This window comes from Vreelandella maris (assembly GCF_013371085.1).
Lineage (GTDB): Bacteria > Pseudomonadota > Gammaproteobacteria > Pseudomonadales > Halomonadaceae > Vreelandella > Vreelandella maris.
The window spans coordinates 245,668-266,447 of sequence record NZ_JABWCV010000001.1 but is presented as its reverse complement, the minus strand read 5'-3'; the positions used below and the strand labels follow the sequence as shown (position 1 = coordinate 266,447).

Below are 20,780 nucleotides of genomic sequence, written 5' to 3'. Positions count from 1 at the left end.
TCATCCTTGGTAAATGAAATTTAACCTAATCACTCTAAACGACGACGTAACTGTTCAAGCAATGCTTGCGTCGCAAAGCCATCCGGTATTAACCCTTGATCTCGCTGGAAGTTCCGCAACCCCTGGCGTGTATTGGGTCCCATTACGCCATCCGCGCCCCCCACAGAGTAACCAGCGCGGTTTAGGCCCCGCTGAAGCTCTTGAACATCGTCACGGGTAAGAGGCTGCTGATCCCGCGGCCAGGCATGCTGAATCCCATCACGCCCGGCGATCGCATCACCCAGTGTCGCGACAGCCAACGCATAACTGGTGGCATTGTTATAGCGTAAAATGGCGCGGAAATTTGCGCCTGCTAGGAAGGCAGGGCCCTCAGCGCCAGCGGGAATAACCATGGCTGCACTATCAAAGCTTGGCAATTCGCCCTGCAGCGCTTCTACGCCTTGAGAACGCCATTCGGCGCTGCTGAGTCGCTCGGTCTGAGCGTAATCAAAGCCTTCTGGCAAACGCACCTCGACTCCCCACGGCTGACCGGCCTTCCAGCCAGCCCGGTCAAGGTAGTTAGCCGTTGAGGCCATAACGTCAGGGATACTGCCCCAGATATCGCGACGGCCATCGCCATCGCCGTCCACGGCATAGGCTTCAAAGCTGCTGGGGATAAACTGGGTATGGCCCATCGCGCCCGCCCAAGAACCTTTCATCTGCTCGGCGGCGATATCTCCTTCGTCGATAATACGCAAGGCGGCGAGTAGTTCACCGCGCGCAAAGTCACGGCGCCGGCCGTCATAAGCCAGCGTGGCAAGGGATTCCAAGGTCGAGAAATCGCCGAAATTACTGCCGTAGTTGCTCTCGATTCCCCAGATGGCAACGATAATTTCGGCAGGGATGCCAAAGCGCTGCTGCATCTGCAGCGCGGTATCCCGGTGGGCAGCGAACTTCTCCCGCCCGGTATTAACCCGCGTAGAAGACACCGCAGTATCAAGGTACTCCCAAATAGGGCGGACAAATTCGGGCTGATAACCGTCGAGCTCAATCACCCGCTCGCGAAAGCGAACGCCATCCAGTGCACTGCTCAGGGTGGCTTCGCTGATGCCCTGATTGGCGGCGTACTGACGAAACTCCTGAAGCCACTGCTGAAAGTTTGCATAACTCACCTCAGTAGCCGCCTGAGCATCCACTTCTGTCATCAATTGTGAGTCGGCGAGCGCAATACTTCCTGCGAAAGGAGTGCTTAACGCGGCAATGAACGAGGCACATACTAAAGGGCGGAATGGTCGCCCAACAGAGAAATTACGAGACATCATTTATATCCTTAGGCAGTCCTTGGCATGTCTGGGATGATGGCCTAGAAAAGTCGTAGATGCCAGCCTTCACGGCTGGTCATCAGTGCAGGTTACTTTGTAACGATAGTCAATATAGGCGGCTTGGCTGTTGTAACCGCTTCTTGGTAAGGAATTAACCACTGCGCCCACTGTTCGGGTTCAACATAAGGCGCCTTAAACGCGAGAGCATTGACACGCCATGGTTGGTGGCGTGCTAAACCAGGGGGGAAATTTTCGAGCGGTTTCAACCAGTGCGCAACATACAGCCCTTGTGGGTCGTAATGGCCTGCCTGCTTAAGCACGTTAAAATAGCGATCCTGTCGTGGATCGCGCCCTACCCCGGCAATATAACGCCAATTACCCCAGTTACTGGCAACATCGTAATCAATCAAGCAGTGCTCAAACCATAAAGCGCCTAATCGCCAATCCACTTTTAAGTCTTTCACCAAAAAGCTGGCCACATTTTGCCGGGCGCGATTGGATAACCAGCCAGTGTGACGCAGCTCGAACATGGCGGCATCGACAAACGGTAGGCCTGTGGCGGCATTACGCCAGGCATCAAACGCGGCGCAAGGCTTGGCGGGTTGATAAGAGCCAAACATCTTCGCCCCTTCCAGCTCAGCGACACGGATAAAATACTCCCGCCACAGTAGCTCAAAGGTAATCCAATAACTCGACTCAGTGCTGCCGTGCTCCGCTTCCCACGCCTTCACCGCAGCATACACTTGGCGTGCCGATAGACAGCCGCGGGCGAGCCAGGAGGAAACGCGAGTTGAAAAATTCGCGCCCAGTAAGCCATTGCGGGTTTTCTTATACGTCTCTGCGCCCTGTTGGCGCCAAATGTAATCGTTAAGGCGCATATGTGCCGCCGATTCACCGCCCCGATACGCATAGCCCTGACGGCTATCCGGCTGCCAAGTGGCGCTCTGTTCACAAACGGCTTTTAGGGGTGGAAACCCTCTGGGGGCTTCAGGCCAGGGGGGCAGCGTTACCGGTGCGCAGCGATTCTCAGGCACCGTACATGCTTGCTCTACGCTGCGCCTGAAGGCAGAAAAGCTTTCGGGTAATGCCGCCTGCTCGAAAGGCAGTGCGTGGCGTTCAAAAAGACGTCCACTTTCCATACACGTAACGGTTGTTTCACTAGGCAGCGCTTCTACAACCGCTTGGATATGAGCATTTTCTTCAACCCCAGGATGCTCGGCAACGCGTATTTGTCGGGCATTAAGCGAGGCAGACAACTCGATGACAACGTTACTCGGCTTACCAATGCGCACCAACAAGTCACTGCCGCGTTGCAAAAGTTCACCGCGCAATTCCATCAAACTTTGCCATAAAAAGCGTAATCGGGCCGGCCCGATCCGCGGCGTCGATTCGCCCTCTATGAGAGGTGCCAACCACTGTTCGTCCACTACAAAGAGACAAAGCAGGTAACTAGGGCGAGCGGTAAAGTGAAAAAGAGGGTTATCCGCAATCCGCAGGTCATCTTGCAGCCAGACGATATCGGTCGTGCTATTCATGCTCATGCCTCCTTGGAGTGCTTTGATGCCAAGCGGTTTGCCTGCTTAGCACTACGACGGCAGCGTTCGCTGCAGTAGCACACCTCGTTCCAGCAGCGCGCCCACTTTTTCCGCCAAAAGAAAGGACGCTCGCATTGAACGCAGGTTTTTTGCGACAGATGTTGTTTGCGGTGCATAGAACATTACTCACGGGCAGCATGTAACATGCCGCAAAATATAGACACATCATCTTATACAGTATAATTATTGTACATGGTAAGTTTTTACTAGTGTGTATAAAAAACGGGATTTATTAAACGTAGATATGAAAAAACCACCCGAAGGTGGCTTAATGGCGGTTATACAATGGTGTTGATAGGACTTGTGTCGTCAGCGTTAGTCGGGGTCTGTTTCCCTTGGCTGGCGCTTGGCATTTTCCTGCGTTTCCAGGCCACTTTTTAATTCGTGGGTCAACGGGTCGTAGTTAGGGCGCAATTCATCTTTGACCGTTCCACTCCAAAGCTTGGAACCGACAAAGTAACCGGCTCGACCAATAACATGGGCCGCGACCGGTGCAGTCATCAAAATAAACACAATAATGGCAAACGAACGGGCCACAATGCCTACTTCTGCAAAGTGCATAGCGGCTGCCAGCATAACCAAAATCACGCCCAACGCCGCCGCTTTTGTGGTTGCGTGCATACGCGTTAGCAAATCAGGCAACCGCAGCAGGCCTACCGCGGCAAGCAGTATAAATAGCGAGCCCGCGATGATGAGTGTGCCTTTTATAAAATCAATCATCCCGTGGGCCTCCCCTTTCCAAAAAGCGTGCAAATGCCATCGCCGCCAAGAACCCCATCAAAGCAATCACAATGGCGGCATCCAGGAAGCTGGCAACATCCGACTTGATCGCATACACCCCAACCAACCCAACAACAGTGGTTGAAAAAAGCTCCAATGCGACCACGCGGTCGGGCAGGCTCGGACCACGCACGACACGAACAAAGGTCAGGATAAGCGCCAGGCTCATGATGACTTGGCTGATCAGAATAACAGTATCCATTAGCGAAACAGCTCCAGGGCCCGGTGCTCCATCTCTTTTAAATTACGCCGCAACTCCTCTTCATTGTCTAAAAACATCGCATGGATATACAGCACCTTACGGTCATCAGACACATCCAGACTCAGCGTTCCCGGTGTCAATGAAATCAGATTGGCCACCATGGTAATTTCCATTTCGGTACGGGCGGAAAGCGGCATAGCGATAACTCCCGGCTTCATATGCCAAGGTGGCGTCACGATATCGAAAGCGACGCGTAAGTTGGCTTGAATGAGTTCTTTTAGAAAAAAGCCGATAAAGCCGATAAAGCGCGGCACGCGAGCAGGATAACCTTTCAGGGCATCCAACTGAGGCTCAATTAGCACCAGAGTGATATAACCGAAGATTAAGCCGACAAGGAGATTCAGCCCGCTGAAATCGCCGCTCAACAGCACCCAGGCTAATCCTAACAGCAGGTTCCAAATGGCACCGGTCATGGCAACTCCTCCCCGGCGTCAGCCTTAGGTTCTTCATCGGTGGCGACAGCTGAATCCAGCAGCACATCTTCGGCACTGGCTGAAGCGCCCAGCACTGCTTCAATATACCCGCGAGGCTCAAGCAACTGATCACCAATGCCGGTCATTACCCACATAATCGGTTCGGCAAACACACCAATCAGTAACGATGACAGAGCCAGCACCATTACTGGCAAATACATCATCCACAGACTTGGTTTTAACAGCCGCCCATCGTCACCAGTCGGCGTGGCCGTTTCGGGTACCAGGTTATCTTCCGGTAGCGATTTCCAGAATATTTCATTCCAAATTTTGACCATGGAGTAGAGCGTCATCAGCCCCACCGCCAGCGCAATACCAGTGGCCACGTAGGCCTCAACTTCAAGACCCGCGCGCACAATCACAAACTTGGCAAAAAAACCTGATAGCGGCGGCACACCGGCTAACGAGAAGGCAGAGATAAAGAAAGCAATGGCTAACCAAGGACGCTCACGATAAAGCCCCCCCATTTTTTTAAGCTGGTACGTGCCCTGCAAACGATGGGTAATACCGCTAATCAAGAACAGATTGGTCTTCACCACCATATTATGCACGATGGCAAACACCCCCCCGGCAATCGCCAACGGTGTATAAAGCGCCAAACCTAAGATCATATAGCCAATTTGGCTGACAATATGAAACGACAAAATGCGCCTGAACTCATACTGGGCTGCCGCGCCCAATACGCCCGTCACCATGGTAAATACTGCGCCCCAGAGCATAATGTCCTGAAGATAGCCCATGGTTTGATCGAATATCAGCGTGAAAACACGGAACATCGCATAAACGCCGACCTTAGTGAGTAGCCCGGCAAATAGCGCTGAAACAGCGACTGGTGGCGTGTGATAAGACGCAGGTAACCAAAAGAACAGCGGGAAGGCCGCCGCCTTGATGCCGAATGCCACCATAAACATGACCGCTAACACTTCGACCATGCCTGTGTGCTCTGCCTCATCCATGCGCAGCGCAATGTCAGCCATGTTGAGCGTTCCCACCATCCCATAAAGCAGCCCCACCGCCGTCAGGAAGATCACCGACGCTAACAGGTTCAGCGTGACATACTTAATCGCCCCTTCCATCTGTGCGCGCTCGCCACCCAGAATCAGCAGCGCAAACGAGGCCACCAGCATCACCTCAAACCACACGTAAAGATTGAAGATATCGCCGGTCAAAAACGCGCCGGTCACCCCGGCAAGCAACAGGTGCATCAAGGGGTAATAGCCGAATTTTTCATGGCCACGGCCAGTGGTGGCCAATGAGTAAATCCCCATTGCCAAGCCGATAATTGCGGTCATCAAGACCATGACGGCACTTAGCAAGTCGGCGATTAAGGTGATCCCAAACGGGGCTGGCCAGCTGCCCATCTGCATCGTTACGTAGCCATCTGACAACGTCGATACAAACAGCCACAGGCTGACTATCAGCAGCGCGACATTGCCAGCCACCGCCATGAATCGCTGCATGGGTCGCGAGCGCCAAAACAGCAACGAGATAGCCCCTGACAACAAGGGCAGGAGGACGGGAAGAGCAACTTCAGGCCTCACGTATCAGTATCCTTCATCTTATCGAGATCATCGGCCTTAACGACTTCATAGGCACGTCGAATCAATACCACTGCAAACGCCAGTACCCCGAAGGCAATCACGATCGCTGTTAGCACAACCGCTTGGGGCAAAGGGTCAGCTACGCCGCTAGGCGGCTGCATCATACCTTCCGCAATCAGCGGCGGGGCACCACGGGTCATGCCCGCCGTGGTGAAAATCAGCAAATTGGCAGCGTTGGAAAGCAGCATCAAACCAATCACCAGTTTGACGATAGAGCGACGCAGCATCATAAAAATGGCCGTCGCATACAGCAGACCAATTGCCACTGCCATCAATGGTTCCATGCGGTGCCTCCTGTGAATTCAGGGTTCATCCTTATCCACCTCCATCAGCGTCATGACCATGCCCGTCACGGAGCCCAGCACGGCAAAGTAAACGCCGATATCAAAAATCAGCGGCGTGGAGGCTTTAAAATCAATCACCGGAATAGTCCACCACTGGGCAGTCAAAAAAGGCTGACCCATAAACCAAGCGGGCACCACCGAGATCATCCCCAGCAGCAGGCCGATGCCTATCAGGTCACGGGGATCAACCATCCGCAGCACTTCTTTGGTCGCGCTCACCCCAAAGGCAAATAGGTAAAGCGTAAAGGCCCCAGCGGCTACCAAACCGGCAATAAAACCACCGCCCGGCTCATCGTGCCCCCTGAGCAGCAGAAAAACAGAAAACAGCAATTGCAGCGGCATCAACAGCCGTGCCGCCGTATTGAGAATAATCGTGCCTGACTTAACCATCGTAAGGCTCCTTGGTGGTCACTTTACTGCTCTCCCCGCTCTTGCCATTGCTGTTCTCTCCATGACGCAGCTTAAGCATGGCAATTACACCAATCGCTGCGAGTGCCAGCACGAACATCTCACCCAGGGTGTCCAGAGCGCGATAATCAACCAAAATAACGTTGACGATATTGCGGCCGTAAGCCAGCGGAGCACTGTTCTCAATCATGTACGTCGAAATCGGTTCAAACTGCTGAATACTCCACGCAGTCATAATCAATAAGCAGATCAAAATGCCCATCATCGCGGCTACCACACCATCTCTTATGCGCTCTAGACTGGTGGAAAGATTTGAAAACCTCGGCAGCCGAAACAGCACCAGCACCAATAAAATCACCGTTAAAGTTTCCACCAGTAACTGAGTAATCGCTAAGTCCGGCGCGCTGAAAAGAATAAAAATTAACGCAATAGAGAAACCCATTACCCCAACCGACACGACGGCCCCAAGGCGCGAGCGAGTCGTTGTGGCAAATAGAGCGCCCATTGCCATCGTGCCCGCCACCACCACCTCGTGGAAACGGACATCAAGATCAAAAGCGAATATTGGCGAATGGCGTAACAAGATTGAATTCCCAATCAGCGCAATAAGCGTGATCAACATCACCAGAATGTAGTTACGCATATAGCCGTTTTGCAGCAGCCGTGTTTGCCACTCAGAGAACTGCACAATGCCGTTCATCATGCTTTCATAGCCCGCTTCGGGACCATGGCGCATGATCGGAGCCAGTAATGAAAGCTTGGCTCGCACACTATCCCAACGCTTAAACAGCAAAAAGCCAACGCCCAGGCTGATGATCGACATTATCAACGCCACATTGATGCCGTACCAAAGTGACAGTGTCACCTCCATCGTTTCTCCAGAAACAGAAGTGGCAGCTGACGTTAATAAGGCATTAGCGCCTAGCAAGGCTGGCATTAAGCCCAACAGTAGCGACCCTACTGCCAGTAACGCAGGGCCCACTAACATGCTTAGCGGCGCTTCATGAGGCTCAAGGGGGGTATGGTGACGCTTACCATAAAAGGGCCGTAACGCAATGATAAAGGCCACCGCGATGGTCAAAATGGAAGCGACAAAAGCGAATAATACCAACAGCATACGGAAGCTACCGGCGCCTAGCACAGACTCAAGCATTAGCTCCTTACCGATAAAGCCAAACAGCGGCGGAACCCCTGCAAGTGAAAGCGCCGCTACCAATGCGATCATCGCCGTTACTGGCATTAACGAGCGCAGCCCGCCCATCTGCGTCACGTCTTTGGTACCGGTTTCATGATCAAGAATACCGGCGACCATAAACAGCGCGCCCTTGTACAGGGAGTGCGCTAGCAGAAAAGTGACAAAAGCGGTCATCGCATATTCAGTGCCAATACCCAACAACATTGTCAGCGTACCCAACGCCATGATGGTCGAGTAAGCGAGCAGCTTTTTGATATTCGTATGGTGAATCGCTAGGAACGCGCCGGTCAGCATTGTCGTCGCCCCAACAACGGACAAAATACCGACCCACATCGCCGTTCCACCAAGCTCTGGGTGTAAGCGAGCCAGTAGATAAATGCCCGCTTTCACCATCGTGGCGGAGTGAAGGTAGGCAGAGACCGGCGTAGGTGCGGCCATGGCGTTGGGCAGCCAGAAGTGGAACGGAAACTGAGCCGATTTGGTAAACGCCCCAAGCAGCAAACAGATCAGCATGGGTGTGTAGAGTGCATGCTCACGCAGGTCGGCTTCCTGGCTAAGGATCTCCGCCAGCGACCAGCTATCGCTCGCAATCCCCAACAATACCAGGCCCGCCATTAATGCTAAGCCACCGGCCACCGTGACGAACAGGCCCTGACGGGCAGACTTACGTGCTTCAATATCGGCGTGATTAAAACCGATCAGTAAATAGGAGGTAATACTGGTCAGTTCCCAGAAAATAAACAGTGTAAATAGCCCGTCCGCTAACACCAGCCCTAGCATTGAGACCATAAAGGCGACGAGTGCAATATGAAAACGTGCGATATCGGGATGATCTTTTAAGTAACCACCGGCATACACCAGCACGCAGGCGCCCATGACGGTGATCAATAGCCCAAATAGAAGTGACAAACCATCCAGCAGGAAAGTAAGGCTGATACCCAGGGAAGGCACCCACTGCCACTCCAACAGCAAGCTGCCGTTCTCAATGATTTCAGGGGCTTGTAGTAACAGCCAGGCCGCTAACCCTGCTGGGAAAAGCGCCAGTACAAGACTGGTGCGATGCCCAAACCAACGATGCAGTAGCGGTGACGACGCGGCCAGCAAAAACCCCATTAAAACGGCAAGTTGCATCTGGCGAAATCTCCTGAAAAATGAAAGGCTCACCTTGGAGGTTGAGGCGAATACCCAGGCATCATGCCCTGTCACTGGCATGCCAGCGTTGAAGTAGTGTGATTCTAAAGTTGTACACCTTATAACAGATGGTTTTGACTGACCAGTCAAACGCTTAAACGCAAACAGCCGCTGGCGAACAAAAACTCGTCTGCGGCTGTTGTCAAGAAATGACTATAGCAAATAAGGTGTTACACGTTAGGCAATAGACAACCAACCCGCTAATTCATTATTGATAACTCTTAGTAGCGCTTCGATATGGTCGTCGCGATCATTCAGGCAAGGAATGTAGCTAAACGTCTCTCCGCCCGCTTCCATAAAGCTATCGCGAATCTCCTCTTCAATCTCTTCCAGGGTTTCGACACAATCTGACGAGAAAGCCGGCGACATAATCGCAATATGTTTATGCCCCTGCTTGGCAAGCTCCGCTACATGCTTGACGGTTTGCGGGCCAACCCACTTTTCAGGGCCAAACTGTGACTGGAAGGCGGTATCGACCTCCTCTTTGCTGAAACCAAGCTTCTCACGCAGCAAACGAGTGGTTTTCTGGCACTGGCAGTGGTAAGGGTCTCCCTCCATCAAGTAACGCTCGGGCACCCCATGGTAGCTCGCGACAAGCTTGGTGGGCCGGGTCGCAAAACCGTCATAGGCTTCTCGTACCGAGTTAGCCAACGCCTGAACATAGGCAGGATGGTCGAAATACGCGGGCACTGTGCGAATGTATGGCTGCCACTTCATTTTCATCAACGTACGAAATGCTTCGTCGTTAGCCGTTGCCGTTGTAGGAGAACCGTACTGAGGGTAGAGGGGGAAAAAGACGATTTTTTCACAGCCCTTCTCTTTCATTCGGGTCAACACGCTTTTAGTAGAAGGGTTGCCATAGCGCATGCAAAAATCGACTTCGACATCGTCACCATAGAGTGCTTTCAGCCGCGCCGTCATTTTTTCGGTTTGAGCCCGGGTAGTGGTTAGCAGCGGGCTTTCGTTTTTTTCGTTATTCCAAATACTGCGGTACGCCTTACCCGACGAAAAAGGACGCTTAGTCAAAATAATCAACTGCAGCAGTGGCTGCCATTTCCAACCGGCATAGTCGACCACGCGCTTATCGGACAGGAACTCATTCAAGTAGCGACGCATTGACCAGTAGTCGGTGGCATCCGGTGTTCCCAAGTTCGCGAGCACAACACCGACCTTGGCACGCGGCACCGACGGGTGATCACTAGGTGCATGGGCCAACCGACCCTCGCCCGGCTGATCCTTGACGACATTCTCGGTCATTACTCATGCTCCTGAAAAATAGCGGTGTCACTAAAGCCAATACAAACTAATTAAATGCTATCACTTTTCGGTAAAGTGATGGCATAAAGTTATACTATTGACATTATTTGTATAACAACAGGCCAACTTATGTCCAAGCCTTTGCTTTTAGTGCTCGGCGACCAGCTCACTTTTTCACTCACAACGCTACAAGACGCGCCCGCCAATGCGGTCGTCGCCTTGTGCGAAGTCGCCGAAGAGGCGCGCTACGTGCCTCATCATATACATAAAATCGGCCTGTTTTTGGCAGCCATGCGTCACTTTGCCCAGGCGCTGCGTGAAAAAGGCTTCACAGTTCACTACAGCGCTCTGGGTGACGCCGATAATACGCATTCCCTCATCGAAGAAGGCGAGCGCATCGCCCACCAATATGGCTGCGATGAAATACGCGTTGCGCGGCCCGGCGAATGGCGGTTGTGGGAAGCGATGCAGCAACGGGAAAACGCAACGCTTCCCTGGCGGCTATGTGAAGATGAGCGCTTTTTTACCACGCCTGAGGACTTTAGCCAGTGGGCGAGCGGCCGCAAACAGCTGCGACTGGAATACTTTTATCGGGAACAGCGCAAGCGTACCGGCTTCTTGATGGAGGGCGATGAACCCGTTGGCGGCAAATGGAATTTTGACCACGACAATCGTCAGCCCATCAAAGCCGCACGGGGTTTCCCAGAGCTACCACATCATCGCCAGGATGCACTCACCCAAGAAGCGCTTAGCGATGCCAAACGTCACTTTGGCGACCACATGGGGTCTCTGGATAATTTCAACTTACCCGTCACACGCCGACAAGCGTTGGTGGACTTAGATCATTTTATAAACCATGGGCTGGCTGATTTTGGCCGCTATCAGGATGCGATCAGCGATTCAGCACCCTACCTGTATCACTCACGGCTTTCAGCGGCGATGAACATAGGTTTGTTGTCGCCCCATGAAGTCTGCGAAGCCGCCGAGCAGTGTTATTACGCAGGTGATGCCCCGATTAATGCAGTTGAAGGTTTTATCCGTCAAATTCTTGGTTGGCGTGAGTACGTACGCGGGCTCTACTGGACACAGATGCCCAGATACAAAAGCGCCAACCAACTCGGCTTTACGCGCGAACTGCCGAATTTTTATTGGGACGCGAATACCGATATGCGCTGCCTGCAGCGCGCTATTCAGATGACCATCGACAATAGCTACGCTCACCATATTCAACGACTCATGGTCACTGGCAACTTTGCCCTCCTCTGTGGCGTCAAACCGGAAGCTCTGTGCGATTGGTACTTAGCGGTTTATGCCGATGCCAGCGAGTGGGTAGAGCTACCCAATACCTTGGGCATGGTACTCCATGCCGATGGTGGCTTAATGGGCTCCAAGCCTTACTGCGCCTCGGGTAAATATATCGACAAAATGTCGGATCACTGCCAGCACTGCCGCTACTCGCCAAAGCAGGTCACCGGACCTAACGCCTGCCCTTTCAACAGCCTTTACTGGCATTTCCTTGAAACTAATGCGGAGCGATTAAATAAAAATCCGCGCATGAAATTAATCTACGGCTCCCTTGGGCGCATGAACGATGAGAAGCGTGAGGCTATTCGCCAGCAGGCCGAACACTTTTAGCACAACTGGAAACATCGCCGGGCTACGGGCAAACCTGCCACACCGCTGGCTATGCAATATCCACAACCGAACGCCAATAAGGAATAACGATGAGCCGCTACTCACCACTGAAGGCATCGCCCCCTGTCACACTGTTTCATGACGGCCACTGCCCTTTTTGTCAGCAAGAAGTCGCATGGCTTAAAAAGCATCGTCACCAGGAACTCATCGCACTGGTAGATATCCAGGCCAGTGACTTTAACGCTCAGGCGTACGGGCAGGAATTTAATGCGATGATGGGCCAACTACATCTAAAAGATAGCCAAGGAGAGTGGTATATCGGGATGGATGCCAGCCGTGCCCTTTATGCAGTGTTGGGCTACCGGCGGCTGGTAAAGATTTCATGCTTACCGGGTGTACGCGGCGTGATGAATGCCGGTTACCGTTATTTTGCCCGTCGTCGAATACGAATCGGGCGGTGGTGGGAAAAGCGTAAAGCTAAGGGTTAACGATTTATACGTGAAGCGTTTGGGTTAGCGCGTAAACTTAAAATACTAACGGCATACGCGATGTAAGCGGCTCGCTGTAATGAGCGTCACGACCAATTACTTCATCGTGCGGCACGTGCTGTACTAAGTAAGCGCGGTGAATGCCAGCCCGTTTGAGTTCCATATAGGCATCATCCAGCGAGCGAAATAGCATTGGCTTAGAACGCTGCATCAGCATATGGCGCTCGCCTTCAACATCTTCCAGCTCAACTTGATAAAAACGGCTACCCGAATGGGTAATCACGCGAATTTCAAAGTTGTCGTGGCTGGCGACAAACTGCTTAAGATCCTTCAGTTCCATGGTTCCCTCCTGTTATTTGTCTATGTCATCAAGTATGCCATCAGATATGGCATCAGGGCACAGCATGACTGCACCCTATGACGTTTCTGTTGCCCTGTTGTTGCAGTGTTGTGACGTCCATTAAAAGATAGACGCATGACGACTGGTTATACAACAAGTGTTTTTCAGCACGAATGTTGAAGCTGCTATTTCCGCTATTAGGAGGTCAACCGCATAAAAGAGTTCCTGACCGATACGCCAAGAATTCGTTATGTCACTGATATTCAGAAGGGTCAATGGCTTTGCCAAGTGAATTACGGTCAATCCAGTTGCCACCTTTGGTCTCTTTGTAGCGAAACACGACCTTATCCCCCACCTTAACGGGCAGCTCTCCATCTTCGGTTTGATAGCTATACTTTTCTCCCTCTACGACCAAATGGTAGCGATAAAGGTCTGGCATACCTAACCACTCTTTGAAAGGCCCTTCACGCTCCAGTGCTTCAAGCTCACCGCGACCTTCTAGCTTAGGAAGACGCTGCCGATTACCGCGCCGAAATCCACCTGCCATTTGCTACTCCCGTTTATTTGCATATCGTGGGTGGGGCATTATACGAGCTCGCTCCCCATCCTCAAGTGACTCATCACAAAGCTGTCTTTACTAGCCGGTCTTCCCAAACCAGCCTGTAAAAACCTAGTCGCCGAATGCTTGACCGTAGCTATCCGGGGCCAAATCTTCAAAGCGAGTATATTTACCGATAAACGCCATGTGAACGGTACCAATCGGGCCGTTACGCTGCTTACCAATAATTAACTCCGCGATACCTTGGTTATCAGGGTTATCTGGATTATAGACTTCATCGCGATAAACGAAGGCAATCACGTCCGCGTCCTGCTCAATGGCGCCCGACTCACGTAAATCCGACATAACAGGACGCTTGTTGGGACGCTGCTCCAACGAACGGTTCAACTGGGAAAGTGCCACTACTGGACAATTAAACTCTTTCGCCAAGCCCTTCAATGAGCGCGAAATCTCGGAAATTTCACCGGTGCGGTTTTCGCTAAAGCCGGGGATCTGCATTAATTGAAGGTAATCGATCATCACCAGTGCAATATTGCCATGCTCACGCACCACCCGGCGCAACCGTGAGCGCATCTCATTAGGCGATAAGGCCGCGGTATCATCAATAAACAGCTGTTTGTCTTTGAGCAGGTTGACGGCGGAGGTTAAGCGCGGCCAATCCTCATCTTCCAACTGCCCGGTACGTACACGGGTTTGGTCAATTCTACCCAGCGATGACAGCATCCTCAGCATCAGGGACTCGGCGGGCATCTCCATAGAGAACACCATGACCGGCTTGTCGCTGGAAATAACCGCATGCTCCACCAGGTTCATCGCGAAGGTGGTTTTACCCATGGAGGGTCGACCTGCAATCACCACCATATCCGATGGCTGAAGACCAGTGGTCATCTCGTCCAGGTCACGGAAACCAGTGGAAAGACCGGTCATCTCACCTTTCAGGTTAAACAGCTCATCAATGCGATCAACGGCTTTGGTCAGCAGATCGCTCATGCCGATAGGACCGCCGGTTTTAGGACGCTCCTCGGCAATCTGGAACACTAACCGTTCCGCTTCATTGAGCAACTCATCCGCCGGGCGCCCTTGTGGGGAAAAAGCGCTATCGGCGATTTGGTTAGCCGCACGAATCAATTTACGCAGCGTTGCCCGCTCACGCACGATATCGGCGTAGGCGCGAATATTACTGGCAGAGGGCGTATTACGCGCGAGCTCGGCCAAAAACGCCAACCCACCGACCGTATCCAAATGATCACGCGCTTCCAGCGCTTCGGAAAGCGTTACCACGTCTAATGGCTGACCGGATTCAGCCAGATGAATCATCACGTTGAACACTAAACGGTGCTCATAACGGTAGAAATCATCCGCCACCAAGCGTTCTGAGACGTTATCCCAGGCTTGGTTATCCAGCATTAGCCCGCCTAATACCGACTGCTCCGCCTCCAGTGAGTGCGGCGGCAGTTTTAGCGCTGCCGTTTCTTTATCAGCAGAAGGCTGGTCCTGCATAGCGAGCTCCTTTAAACACTACAGCGTAGCCAATGAAGAGAGGTATCTTAGCCGGAGCGAGGACGTTCGACTACCGACATCACAGCCAAAGCACTACCGTCTTGCAGCACAGGTGTCAGAAATAACAAAAGGCGCGGGTTTCCCCGCGCCTTTTGAGGCGTACGTGCTAGTACAGTGAGCGACCGAGCACTTAATACTTACTCGGTACTTACTTCGTACTTAATTACTCTGCAACTACCACTACGCGTACAACCGCATCCACTTCAGCGTGCAAGTGAATAGCGATATCGTATTCGCCAGTTTGGCGAATCGGCCCTGTCGGCATACGCACTTCGCTCTTGGCAACATCGATGCCAGCAGAGGAAATGGCGTCAGCCAGGTCACGCGGACCAATAGAACCGAACAGCTTGCCTTCGTCGCCTGCTTTGGAAACCAAAGACAGCTCGATGTCGTTCAACTGCTCAGCGCGCGCTTCGGCTTCTGCCTTGCGCTCAGCGGCTTGCGCTTCGAGCTCAGCACGCTGTGCTTCAAACGCTTCGATGTTGTCTTTGGTGGCAGGTACGGCTAAGCCGTAAGGCACCAAGTAGTTACGACCATAACCAGGCTTAACGGTGACTTTGTCACCCAGGCCGCCCAGCTTACCAATGTTGTCGAGCAGAATGACTTCCATCTCGTAAACCTCTTGTCAGTTGCTGCGGGCAAGGCGTGCGCGAACGTTCGCGAATGTATCAATCAGCCCCAACAGCAGCACAATGAGAATCGTGGGCCAGGTCGTGATCAGTAGCACATAAAATGCTACCAGCCACAGCCCGTTCATCCCCTTTATTCCAATAAACCCATGCACTAACGCAACGCCAGCTACCAACAGCGGAATCCAACCAAGCATCGCCAGCGCGTGTGCGCCCAGCAGCATGCCTATCACTCCAATGACGACCAATACGGCCAGCTCCTTGGGTGTTAAGCGTAATGCATGAAACTCTTCGCGAAAGCCACCTGGGTTATACAACCCAGCTTGCCAGCTACGCGCAAGCGCTAAACACACTATTGCTGCCAACAGTACGACGAGCCCGGTAACCCCACCCACCACTAGCGCGGCGATGGTTTGGGTATCGTAGCCCTGATTGGCGAATTCCGTGAGCATGCGGTCCACTTCTTCTGAACCTTCCCGCAACTGCTCAAGCATTAACTCTGTGCCGCCTGGTGGGCTGAAGATGCCAAGCTGAACCATGACAGCGGCGACCAAGGTCCCCACAATCAACGTTTCACCCCAACGCATCCTCTCGCGCAGGATAACAGCCATCAGCGTTACCAGCAGTATGCTAGCAAGCGGAATGACGTCTCCCTGTGCCCACCACCAGCCAGCCGGCAGTGCTGCAGCGACAATGACTGGCAGCGCAGGTGCAAAACCTTTGCGTAGAGTCACCAACGCTGCGATGGCTGCCCCTAACCAGAACAGCCAAGGCACTAGCGTTGCCAGGGCCGCCCCGCCTGCAGCGTAAGGCGTGCCCCGCATCAGCCATCGGGCTAGTGCCAGCATCACGTTAAACGCTTACTGGTGGCTATCGGAGTAGGGCAGCAGTGCCAGATAACGCGAGCGCTTGATAGCAGTCGCCAACTGACGCTGATAGCGTGCTTTGGTGCCGGTAATACGGCTTGGAACGATCTTGCCGGTTTCGGTGATGTAAGCCTTCAGCGTGTCCAGATCTTTGTAATCGATCTGCTTGATGCCTTCAGCAGTGAAGCGGCAAAACTTACGGCGACGGAAAAAACGTGCCATGGACTAGCTCCTTAAAACGTGCAGTGAATAAAATCAGGCAGTTTCTTCTTCAGCCCGCGGTTTTTCTTCGCGACGCGGACGTTTTTCTTCTGCCGGCTTCATCATCGGGGAAGCTTCAGTAACAGCTTCTTTGCAGCGAACAACCAGGCTGCGGATAATGGCGTCGTTGTAACGGAAGATATTCTCGATTTCATCGAGAGTTTCGCCGTTACATTCAACATTCATCAGCACGTAGTGGGCTTTGTGGATCTTGTTGATCGGGTAAGCCAAGTGACGACGGCCCCAATCTTCTAGACGGTGCACAGTGCCGCTGTTTTCAGTAACGATGCTGGTGTAGCGCTCAACCATCGCCGGCACCTGCTCGCTTTGATCCGGGTGGACCATAAACACGATTTCGTAATGACGCATGGGATCTCCTTGCGGTTTGACAGCTTCCGTTGTGTGCTACTGCTAAAGGCAATAAACGACGACAAGGAAGCAAGGAGTTAACTGAAGTGCTCCGCCACCGCATTAAACGGCTTCCGGGGCATCAAACAGAACTTTTATTTCAACAACTGTTTTCAAAGACAGTTTCAATTACTAATTCTCACAGCTAACGCCCGCTTGCAGACAAACGGGCGCGTGTATCTTAGTAGTACGGCGGTTAACTTGCAAGCTGGCGCTGGCGAACAGCTTCAAACAAGCAGATACCGGTAGCCACTGACACATTGAGGCTAGAAACCTCCCCAGCCATCGGCAACTTGGCAAGGTTATCGCACGCCTCGCGAGTTAACCGCCGCATGCCTTTACCTTCTGCACCCATCACCAGGGCAGTAGGGCCAGTCATGTCAATATCAAAGACACTGGCCTCAGCCTCACCTGCCGTGCCGGTTATCCAGACACCGGCATCTTTTAGCTTGGCAAGCGTACGCGCCAAATTCGTTACTTGATAAACCGGCACTACCTCGGCGGCGCCACAGGCGACTTTACGCACGGTGGCATTGAGCGGTGCAGCCTTGTCTTTCGCCACGATCACCCCATGCGCTCCGGCGGCATCCGCGCTGCGCAGACAGGCACCGAAGTTATGCACATCCGTCACTCCATCCAAAATCAGCAACAGCGGCGGGGTATTCGAAGGCCAAGCACGCAGCTTAAGCCAGAGCGACTCCTCGCCCTCGGGAGTTAGCGGCGGACAAAACGCGACTACCCCTTGGTGGGCAGCTCCCTGGGTTAGCTGGTCAAGCAAATCGCGCGGCTGCTCTTTGACACGAGCGCCATGCGACTGAGCGTGGGCGACCAACTCTTTCAAGCGGCTTCCCGCCCCCTGCTGCACCCACAGTTCTCGAGGCGCTTCACCTCTGTCTAGCAGGCTTTGCAGTGCATGAACCCCATATACCTGATCTAGCCCATCAGGGGTCTTGGGACCCCGCCGTGAAGACGCTGACTTCATGCTCAGCCCTTATTCGGTGATGGTTTGCGTGGGCCGTTTCGTGTGCGGCGTGGGCCGCGACGCGTAGCGGGCTTATCGCTACTGGACGGTTTGTCACCAGAGGCTTTAGCGCCACCTGTTTTGGCACCAGCGCCCCCTTCCCCACCGCGCTTCTTACGCGGCTGGCGGCGTGGGCGGGGTTTTTCATCCCCCAGGCCGAAGTCGATCTTGCGGTCATCCATATCGACCCGCGCCACTTGAACGGTAAGACCATCGCCCAAACGGTAGGTCGTACCCGTACGCTCACCTTTGAGGCGGTGCTTCTCAGCTTCGTAGTGGTAGTAATCCGAAGGCAGCGACGTCACGTGAACCAAGCCTTCCACAAAGAACTCATCCAAACGCACAAACAGACCGAACTGAGTGACGGAAGCAATAGTTCCTTCGAACATTTCGCCCAGTTTGTCGGACATGAACTCGCATTTCAGCCAGCTCTCGACATCACGGGTGGCTTCATCGGCGCGACGCTCAGTCATCGAGCAGTGTTCACCCAGCTCAAGCATCTGCTCGAAAGTGTACGGGCACCACTTACTCGGCGGCTCAACCGGAGATCCTTCAACGCGCAGCACAGTATTGGTCTGGCGCGGCCCGCGGATCACCGAACGAATAGCGCGGTGAACCAGCAGATCAGGATAGCGGCGGATCGGCGAGGTAAAGTGGGCGTAGGCCTGGTAGGCCAACCCAAAGTGACCTTCGTTTTGCGGAGAATAGACCGCCTGATTCATTGAGCGCAGCATGACCGTCTGAATGATATCGAAGTCAGGGCGGTCGGCAATCGATTCACGAAGTGCCTGATAGTCTTGCGGAGTGGGCATGTCGCCGCCGCCGACTGCAAGGCCTAACTCGTTCAGGAACAGGCGCAGTTTATCAAGCCGCTCAGGTGTCGGCCGTTCGTGAATACGATAAAGCGCTGGCAGGTCATGCTTATCCAGGAAGCGTGCAGTCGCCACGTTGGCTGCCAACATGCACTCTTCAATTAATTTGTGCGCGTTGTTTCGGCTACGCGGAACGATTTTCTCGATTTTACGCTCATCATTAAAGATGATCGCCGTTTCAGTGGTGTCAAAATCGATCGCACCACGTTCAGCGCGCGCTTCACGCAACAAGTAGTAAAGCTCTTCCAGATTTTTCAGCGGCTTCACTAGCTCGCTGTGCTCTGTACGTAGCGCCTCGCCCTCTTCGCTCTTCTCATCAAGAATTGCCGCCACCTTGTTATAGGTAAGGCGAGCGTGAGAGTTCATGACGGCTTCGTAGAAACGGTAGCGGCTAATCGCACCAGTTTGCGAAATATTCATCTCGCACACCAGCACCAGACGATCCACGTGGGGGTTCAGCGAACAGAGCCCGTTGGACAATAGCTCCGGCAGCATGGGAACCACTTGACCAGGGAAATAGACCGAGTTACCCCGCGTGCGGCCTTCATTATCCAACGGCGTGCCGGGACGCACATAGTGGGAAACGTCCGCGATCGCGACGAGCAGTTTCCAACTGCCGGATTTGGTTTTCCACGCGCACACCGCATCATCGAAGTCTTTGGCAGACTCATCGTCGATGGTAACCAGCGGTATATCACGCAGGTCAACGCGGTGCTGCTTGTCTTCTTCCAGCACTTCAGCTGAAATGCCAGAAATTTGGTCGAGCACTTCAGGCGGAAACTCTGCAGGAATATCGTAACTGCGAATCGCAATATCAATTTCCATGCCGGGATCCATACGCTCACCCAGCACTTCAATCACCTCACCTACCGGCTGTACACGGGTGGCTGGCTGCTGAACGATCTTGGCCGAGATCACCTGGCCATCTTTAGCGCCACCACAGGCGCTATGCGGAATAATCACTTCCTGAGTAATGCGCGGATTTTCCGGTATTAGAATGCCAAACTCAGGGGTATTGCTACGGTAAACACCAACGATGGTTTGGGTGTTACGTGCAATCACTTCGGCAATCGTCGCCTCATCACGGCCACGGCGATCACGACCGCTAACGCGTGCCAACACATGGTCGCCGTGAAAAACACGTCGCATTTGGCGCGGCGGCAATACCAAGTCCGGCTTTTTGCCATCATCCCGCAAGAGGAAGCCAAATCCATCGCGGTGCCCCAGCACTTTGCCTTTGATCAGATCGAGCTTGTCGATTAACGCATAGGCGCCCCGACGATCACGCAGCACTTGCCCATCGCGCTCCATCGCCGCCAAACGGCGACGGACAGCTTCGATCAGCTCTTCGTCTTCCAGACCCAGCAGGCGGCTCATATTTTCATGGGTAATCGGCTTGCCATACGTTTCTAAGGCAGCAAGCAAATACTCCCGGCTCGGCGCTGGATTACCATATTTATGCGCCTCGCGCTCGGCGTGCGGATCATCACTTAACGTCCAATACTTCATACGAGCAACATCCTTAATGGCGTCATTTGCGAGAGGCATAAAAAAAGCGCATACGCAGTGCGTTGCGGGCGGGATATTTCAGTGTTTGAAAAGCTGAAATGAATAGGATTTTGTTTAGTCATAGGCGCAGTATAGCGCTGCACGTTCAATCACCCAACCGTCTTAGACGTTGTTTATACAATTAGCTTTATAAAAAGCGCATAAGGGGTCTTGCATTTAACCATC

The 20,780-nt window shown here is 53.1% G+C and carries 21 protein-coding genes and 1 pseudogene; 2 read left to right on the top strand and 20 right to left on the bottom strand.

Features of this window, described 5'->3' with window-relative positions:
* Positions 1 to 29: 29 nt before the first annotated feature.
* The 11 genes from HUO07_RS01270 to hemH all read right to left on the bottom strand — a co-directional run bounded on the left by HUO07_RS01270 (position 30) and on the right by hemH (position 10,407).
* Positions 30 to 1,298 (bottom strand): lytic murein transglycosylase, encoded by a 1,269-nt coding sequence (locus HUO07_RS01270; protein WP_176302067.1) that lies wholly within the window; start codon positions 1,296 to 1,298, stop codon positions 30 to 32.
* Positions 1,299 to 1,390: 92 nt separating this feature from the next.
* On the bottom strand, positions 1,391 to 2,836 hold the full coding sequence (locus tag HUO07_RS01265) for a DASH family cryptochrome (protein WP_176302037.1): 1,446 nt from the start codon (positions 2,834 to 2,836) through the stop codon (positions 1,391 to 1,393).
* 2 nt (positions 2,837 to 2,838) lie between these two features.
* Positions 2,839 to 3,012 (bottom strand): DUF2256 domain-containing protein, encoded by a 174-nt coding sequence (locus HUO07_RS01260; RefSeq protein WP_176302036.1) that lies wholly within the window; start codon positions 3,010 to 3,012, stop codon positions 2,839 to 2,841.
* A gap of 199 nt (positions 3,013 to 3,211) precedes the next feature.
* Positions 3,212 to 3,616, bottom strand: coding sequence for a monovalent cation/H(+) antiporter subunit G (mnhG, locus tag HUO07_RS01255; RefSeq protein WP_176302035.1), 405 nt, complete (start codon positions 3,614 to 3,616; stop codon positions 3,212 to 3,214).
* Positions 3,609 to 3,878 carry an MrpF/PhaF family protein gene (locus HUO07_RS01250; RefSeq protein WP_176302034.1) on the bottom strand — a complete coding sequence of 90 codons (270 nt, stop codon included), beginning with the start codon at positions 3,876 to 3,878 and terminating at the stop codon, positions 3,609 to 3,611. Before HUO07_RS01250 ends, mnhG begins: the two co-directional genes overlap by 8 nt.
* A complete protein-coding gene (locus HUO07_RS01245; protein WP_035563156.1) occupies positions 3,878 to 4,351 on the bottom strand; it encodes a Na+/H+ antiporter subunit E in 474 nt (157 codons plus the stop codon). Before HUO07_RS01245 ends, HUO07_RS01250 begins: the two co-directional genes overlap by 1 nt.
* Positions 4,348 to 5,952 (bottom strand): Na+/H+ antiporter subunit D, encoded by a 1,605-nt coding sequence (locus HUO07_RS01240; RefSeq protein ID WP_176302033.1) that lies wholly within the window; start codon positions 5,950 to 5,952, stop codon positions 4,348 to 4,350. The genes HUO07_RS01245 and HUO07_RS01240 overlap by 4 nt, the downstream gene beginning before the upstream one ends.
* Positions 5,949 to 6,296 (bottom strand): Na+/H+ antiporter subunit C, encoded by a 348-nt coding sequence (locus tag HUO07_RS01235; RefSeq protein WP_008958992.1) that lies wholly within the window; start codon positions 6,294 to 6,296, stop codon positions 5,949 to 5,951. Before HUO07_RS01235 ends, HUO07_RS01240 begins: the two co-directional genes overlap by 4 nt.
* Before the next feature lie 18 nt (positions 6,297 to 6,314).
* Positions 6,315 to 6,746, bottom strand: coding sequence for a Na+/H+ antiporter subunit B (locus HUO07_RS01230; protein ID WP_008958991.1), 432 nt, complete (start codon positions 6,744 to 6,746; stop codon positions 6,315 to 6,317).
* On the bottom strand, positions 6,739 to 9,090 hold the full coding sequence (locus tag HUO07_RS01225; protein ID WP_101147807.1) for a putative monovalent cation/H+ antiporter subunit A: 2,352 nt from the start codon (positions 9,088 to 9,090) through the stop codon (positions 6,739 to 6,741). The genes HUO07_RS01230 and HUO07_RS01225 overlap by 8 nt, the downstream gene beginning before the upstream one ends.
* Before the next feature lie 237 nt (positions 9,091 to 9,327).
* A complete protein-coding gene (gene hemH / locus HUO07_RS01220; RefSeq protein ID WP_176302032.1) occupies positions 9,328 to 10,407 on the bottom strand; it encodes a ferrochelatase in 1,080 nt (359 codons plus the stop codon).
* A gap of 129 nt (positions 10,408 to 10,536) precedes the next feature.
* On the opposite strand from hemH, the pseudogene HUO07_RS01215 reads away from it, so the two are divergent.
* Positions 10,537 to 12,122 (top strand): annotated as a pseudogene (locus HUO07_RS01215) (cryptochrome/photolyase family protein).
* Positions 12,123 to 12,131: 9 nt separating this feature from the next.
* Positions 12,132 to 12,530, top strand: a complete 399-nt coding sequence (locus HUO07_RS01210) for a thiol-disulfide oxidoreductase DCC family protein (protein WP_176302031.1) — start codon at positions 12,132 to 12,134, stop codon at positions 12,528 to 12,530.
* Between the two features lie 37 nt (positions 12,531 to 12,567).
* On the opposite strand, the gene HUO07_RS01205 is transcribed toward HUO07_RS01210, so the two are convergent.
* The 9 genes from HUO07_RS01205 to rnr all read right to left on the bottom strand — a co-directional run bounded on the left by HUO07_RS01205 (position 12,568) and on the right by rnr (position 20,555).
* A complete protein-coding gene (locus HUO07_RS01205; RefSeq protein ID WP_008958985.1) occupies positions 12,568 to 12,870 on the bottom strand; it encodes a DUF6482 family protein in 303 nt (100 codons plus the stop codon).
* 253 nt (positions 12,871 to 13,123) lie between these two features.
* Positions 13,124 to 13,417 carry a hypothetical protein gene (locus HUO07_RS01200; RefSeq protein ID WP_008958984.1) on the bottom strand — a complete coding sequence of 98 codons (294 nt, stop codon included), beginning with the start codon at positions 13,415 to 13,417 and terminating at the stop codon, positions 13,124 to 13,126.
* 123 nt (positions 13,418 to 13,540) lie between these two features.
* A complete protein-coding gene (dnaB, locus tag HUO07_RS01195; RefSeq protein WP_176302030.1) occupies positions 13,541 to 14,929 on the bottom strand; it encodes a replicative DNA helicase in 1,389 nt (462 codons plus the stop codon).
* Between the two features lie 223 nt (positions 14,930 to 15,152).
* Entirely contained in the window at positions 15,153 to 15,599 is a 447-nt protein-coding gene (gene rplI / locus HUO07_RS01190) for a 50S ribosomal protein L9 (protein WP_035584127.1), read from the bottom strand.
* Between the two features lie 15 nt (positions 15,600 to 15,614).
* The gene (locus HUO07_RS01185; RefSeq protein ID WP_176302066.1) at positions 15,615 to 16,466 is read right to left on the bottom strand and encodes a hypothetical protein; all 852 of its coding nucleotides are present in this window, start codon (positions 16,464 to 16,466) and stop codon (positions 15,615 to 15,617) included.
* A gap of 12 nt (positions 16,467 to 16,478) precedes the next feature.
* Positions 16,479 to 16,706, bottom strand: a complete 228-nt coding sequence (rpsR, locus tag HUO07_RS01180; RefSeq protein WP_008958980.1) for a 30S ribosomal protein S18 — start codon at positions 16,704 to 16,706, stop codon at positions 16,479 to 16,481.
* Positions 16,707 to 16,739: 33 nt separating this feature from the next.
* On the bottom strand, positions 16,740 to 17,114 hold the full coding sequence (rpsF, locus tag HUO07_RS01175; RefSeq protein WP_176302029.1) for a 30S ribosomal protein S6: 375 nt from the start codon (positions 17,112 to 17,114) through the stop codon (positions 16,740 to 16,742).
* 235 nt (positions 17,115 to 17,349) lie between these two features.
* Positions 17,350 to 18,135: a 23S rRNA (guanosine(2251)-2'-O)-methyltransferase RlmB gene (gene rlmB, locus HUO07_RS01170; RefSeq protein ID WP_101147805.1), complete on the bottom strand. Its 786-nt coding sequence runs from the start codon at positions 18,133 to 18,135 to the stop codon at positions 17,350 to 17,352.
* A 2-nt stretch (positions 18,136 to 18,137) separates the two neighbouring features.
* Entirely contained in the window at positions 18,138 to 20,555 is a 2,418-nt protein-coding gene (gene rnr / locus HUO07_RS01165; protein WP_176302028.1) for a ribonuclease R, read from the bottom strand.
* Positions 20,556 to 20,780 lie beyond the last annotated feature (225 nt).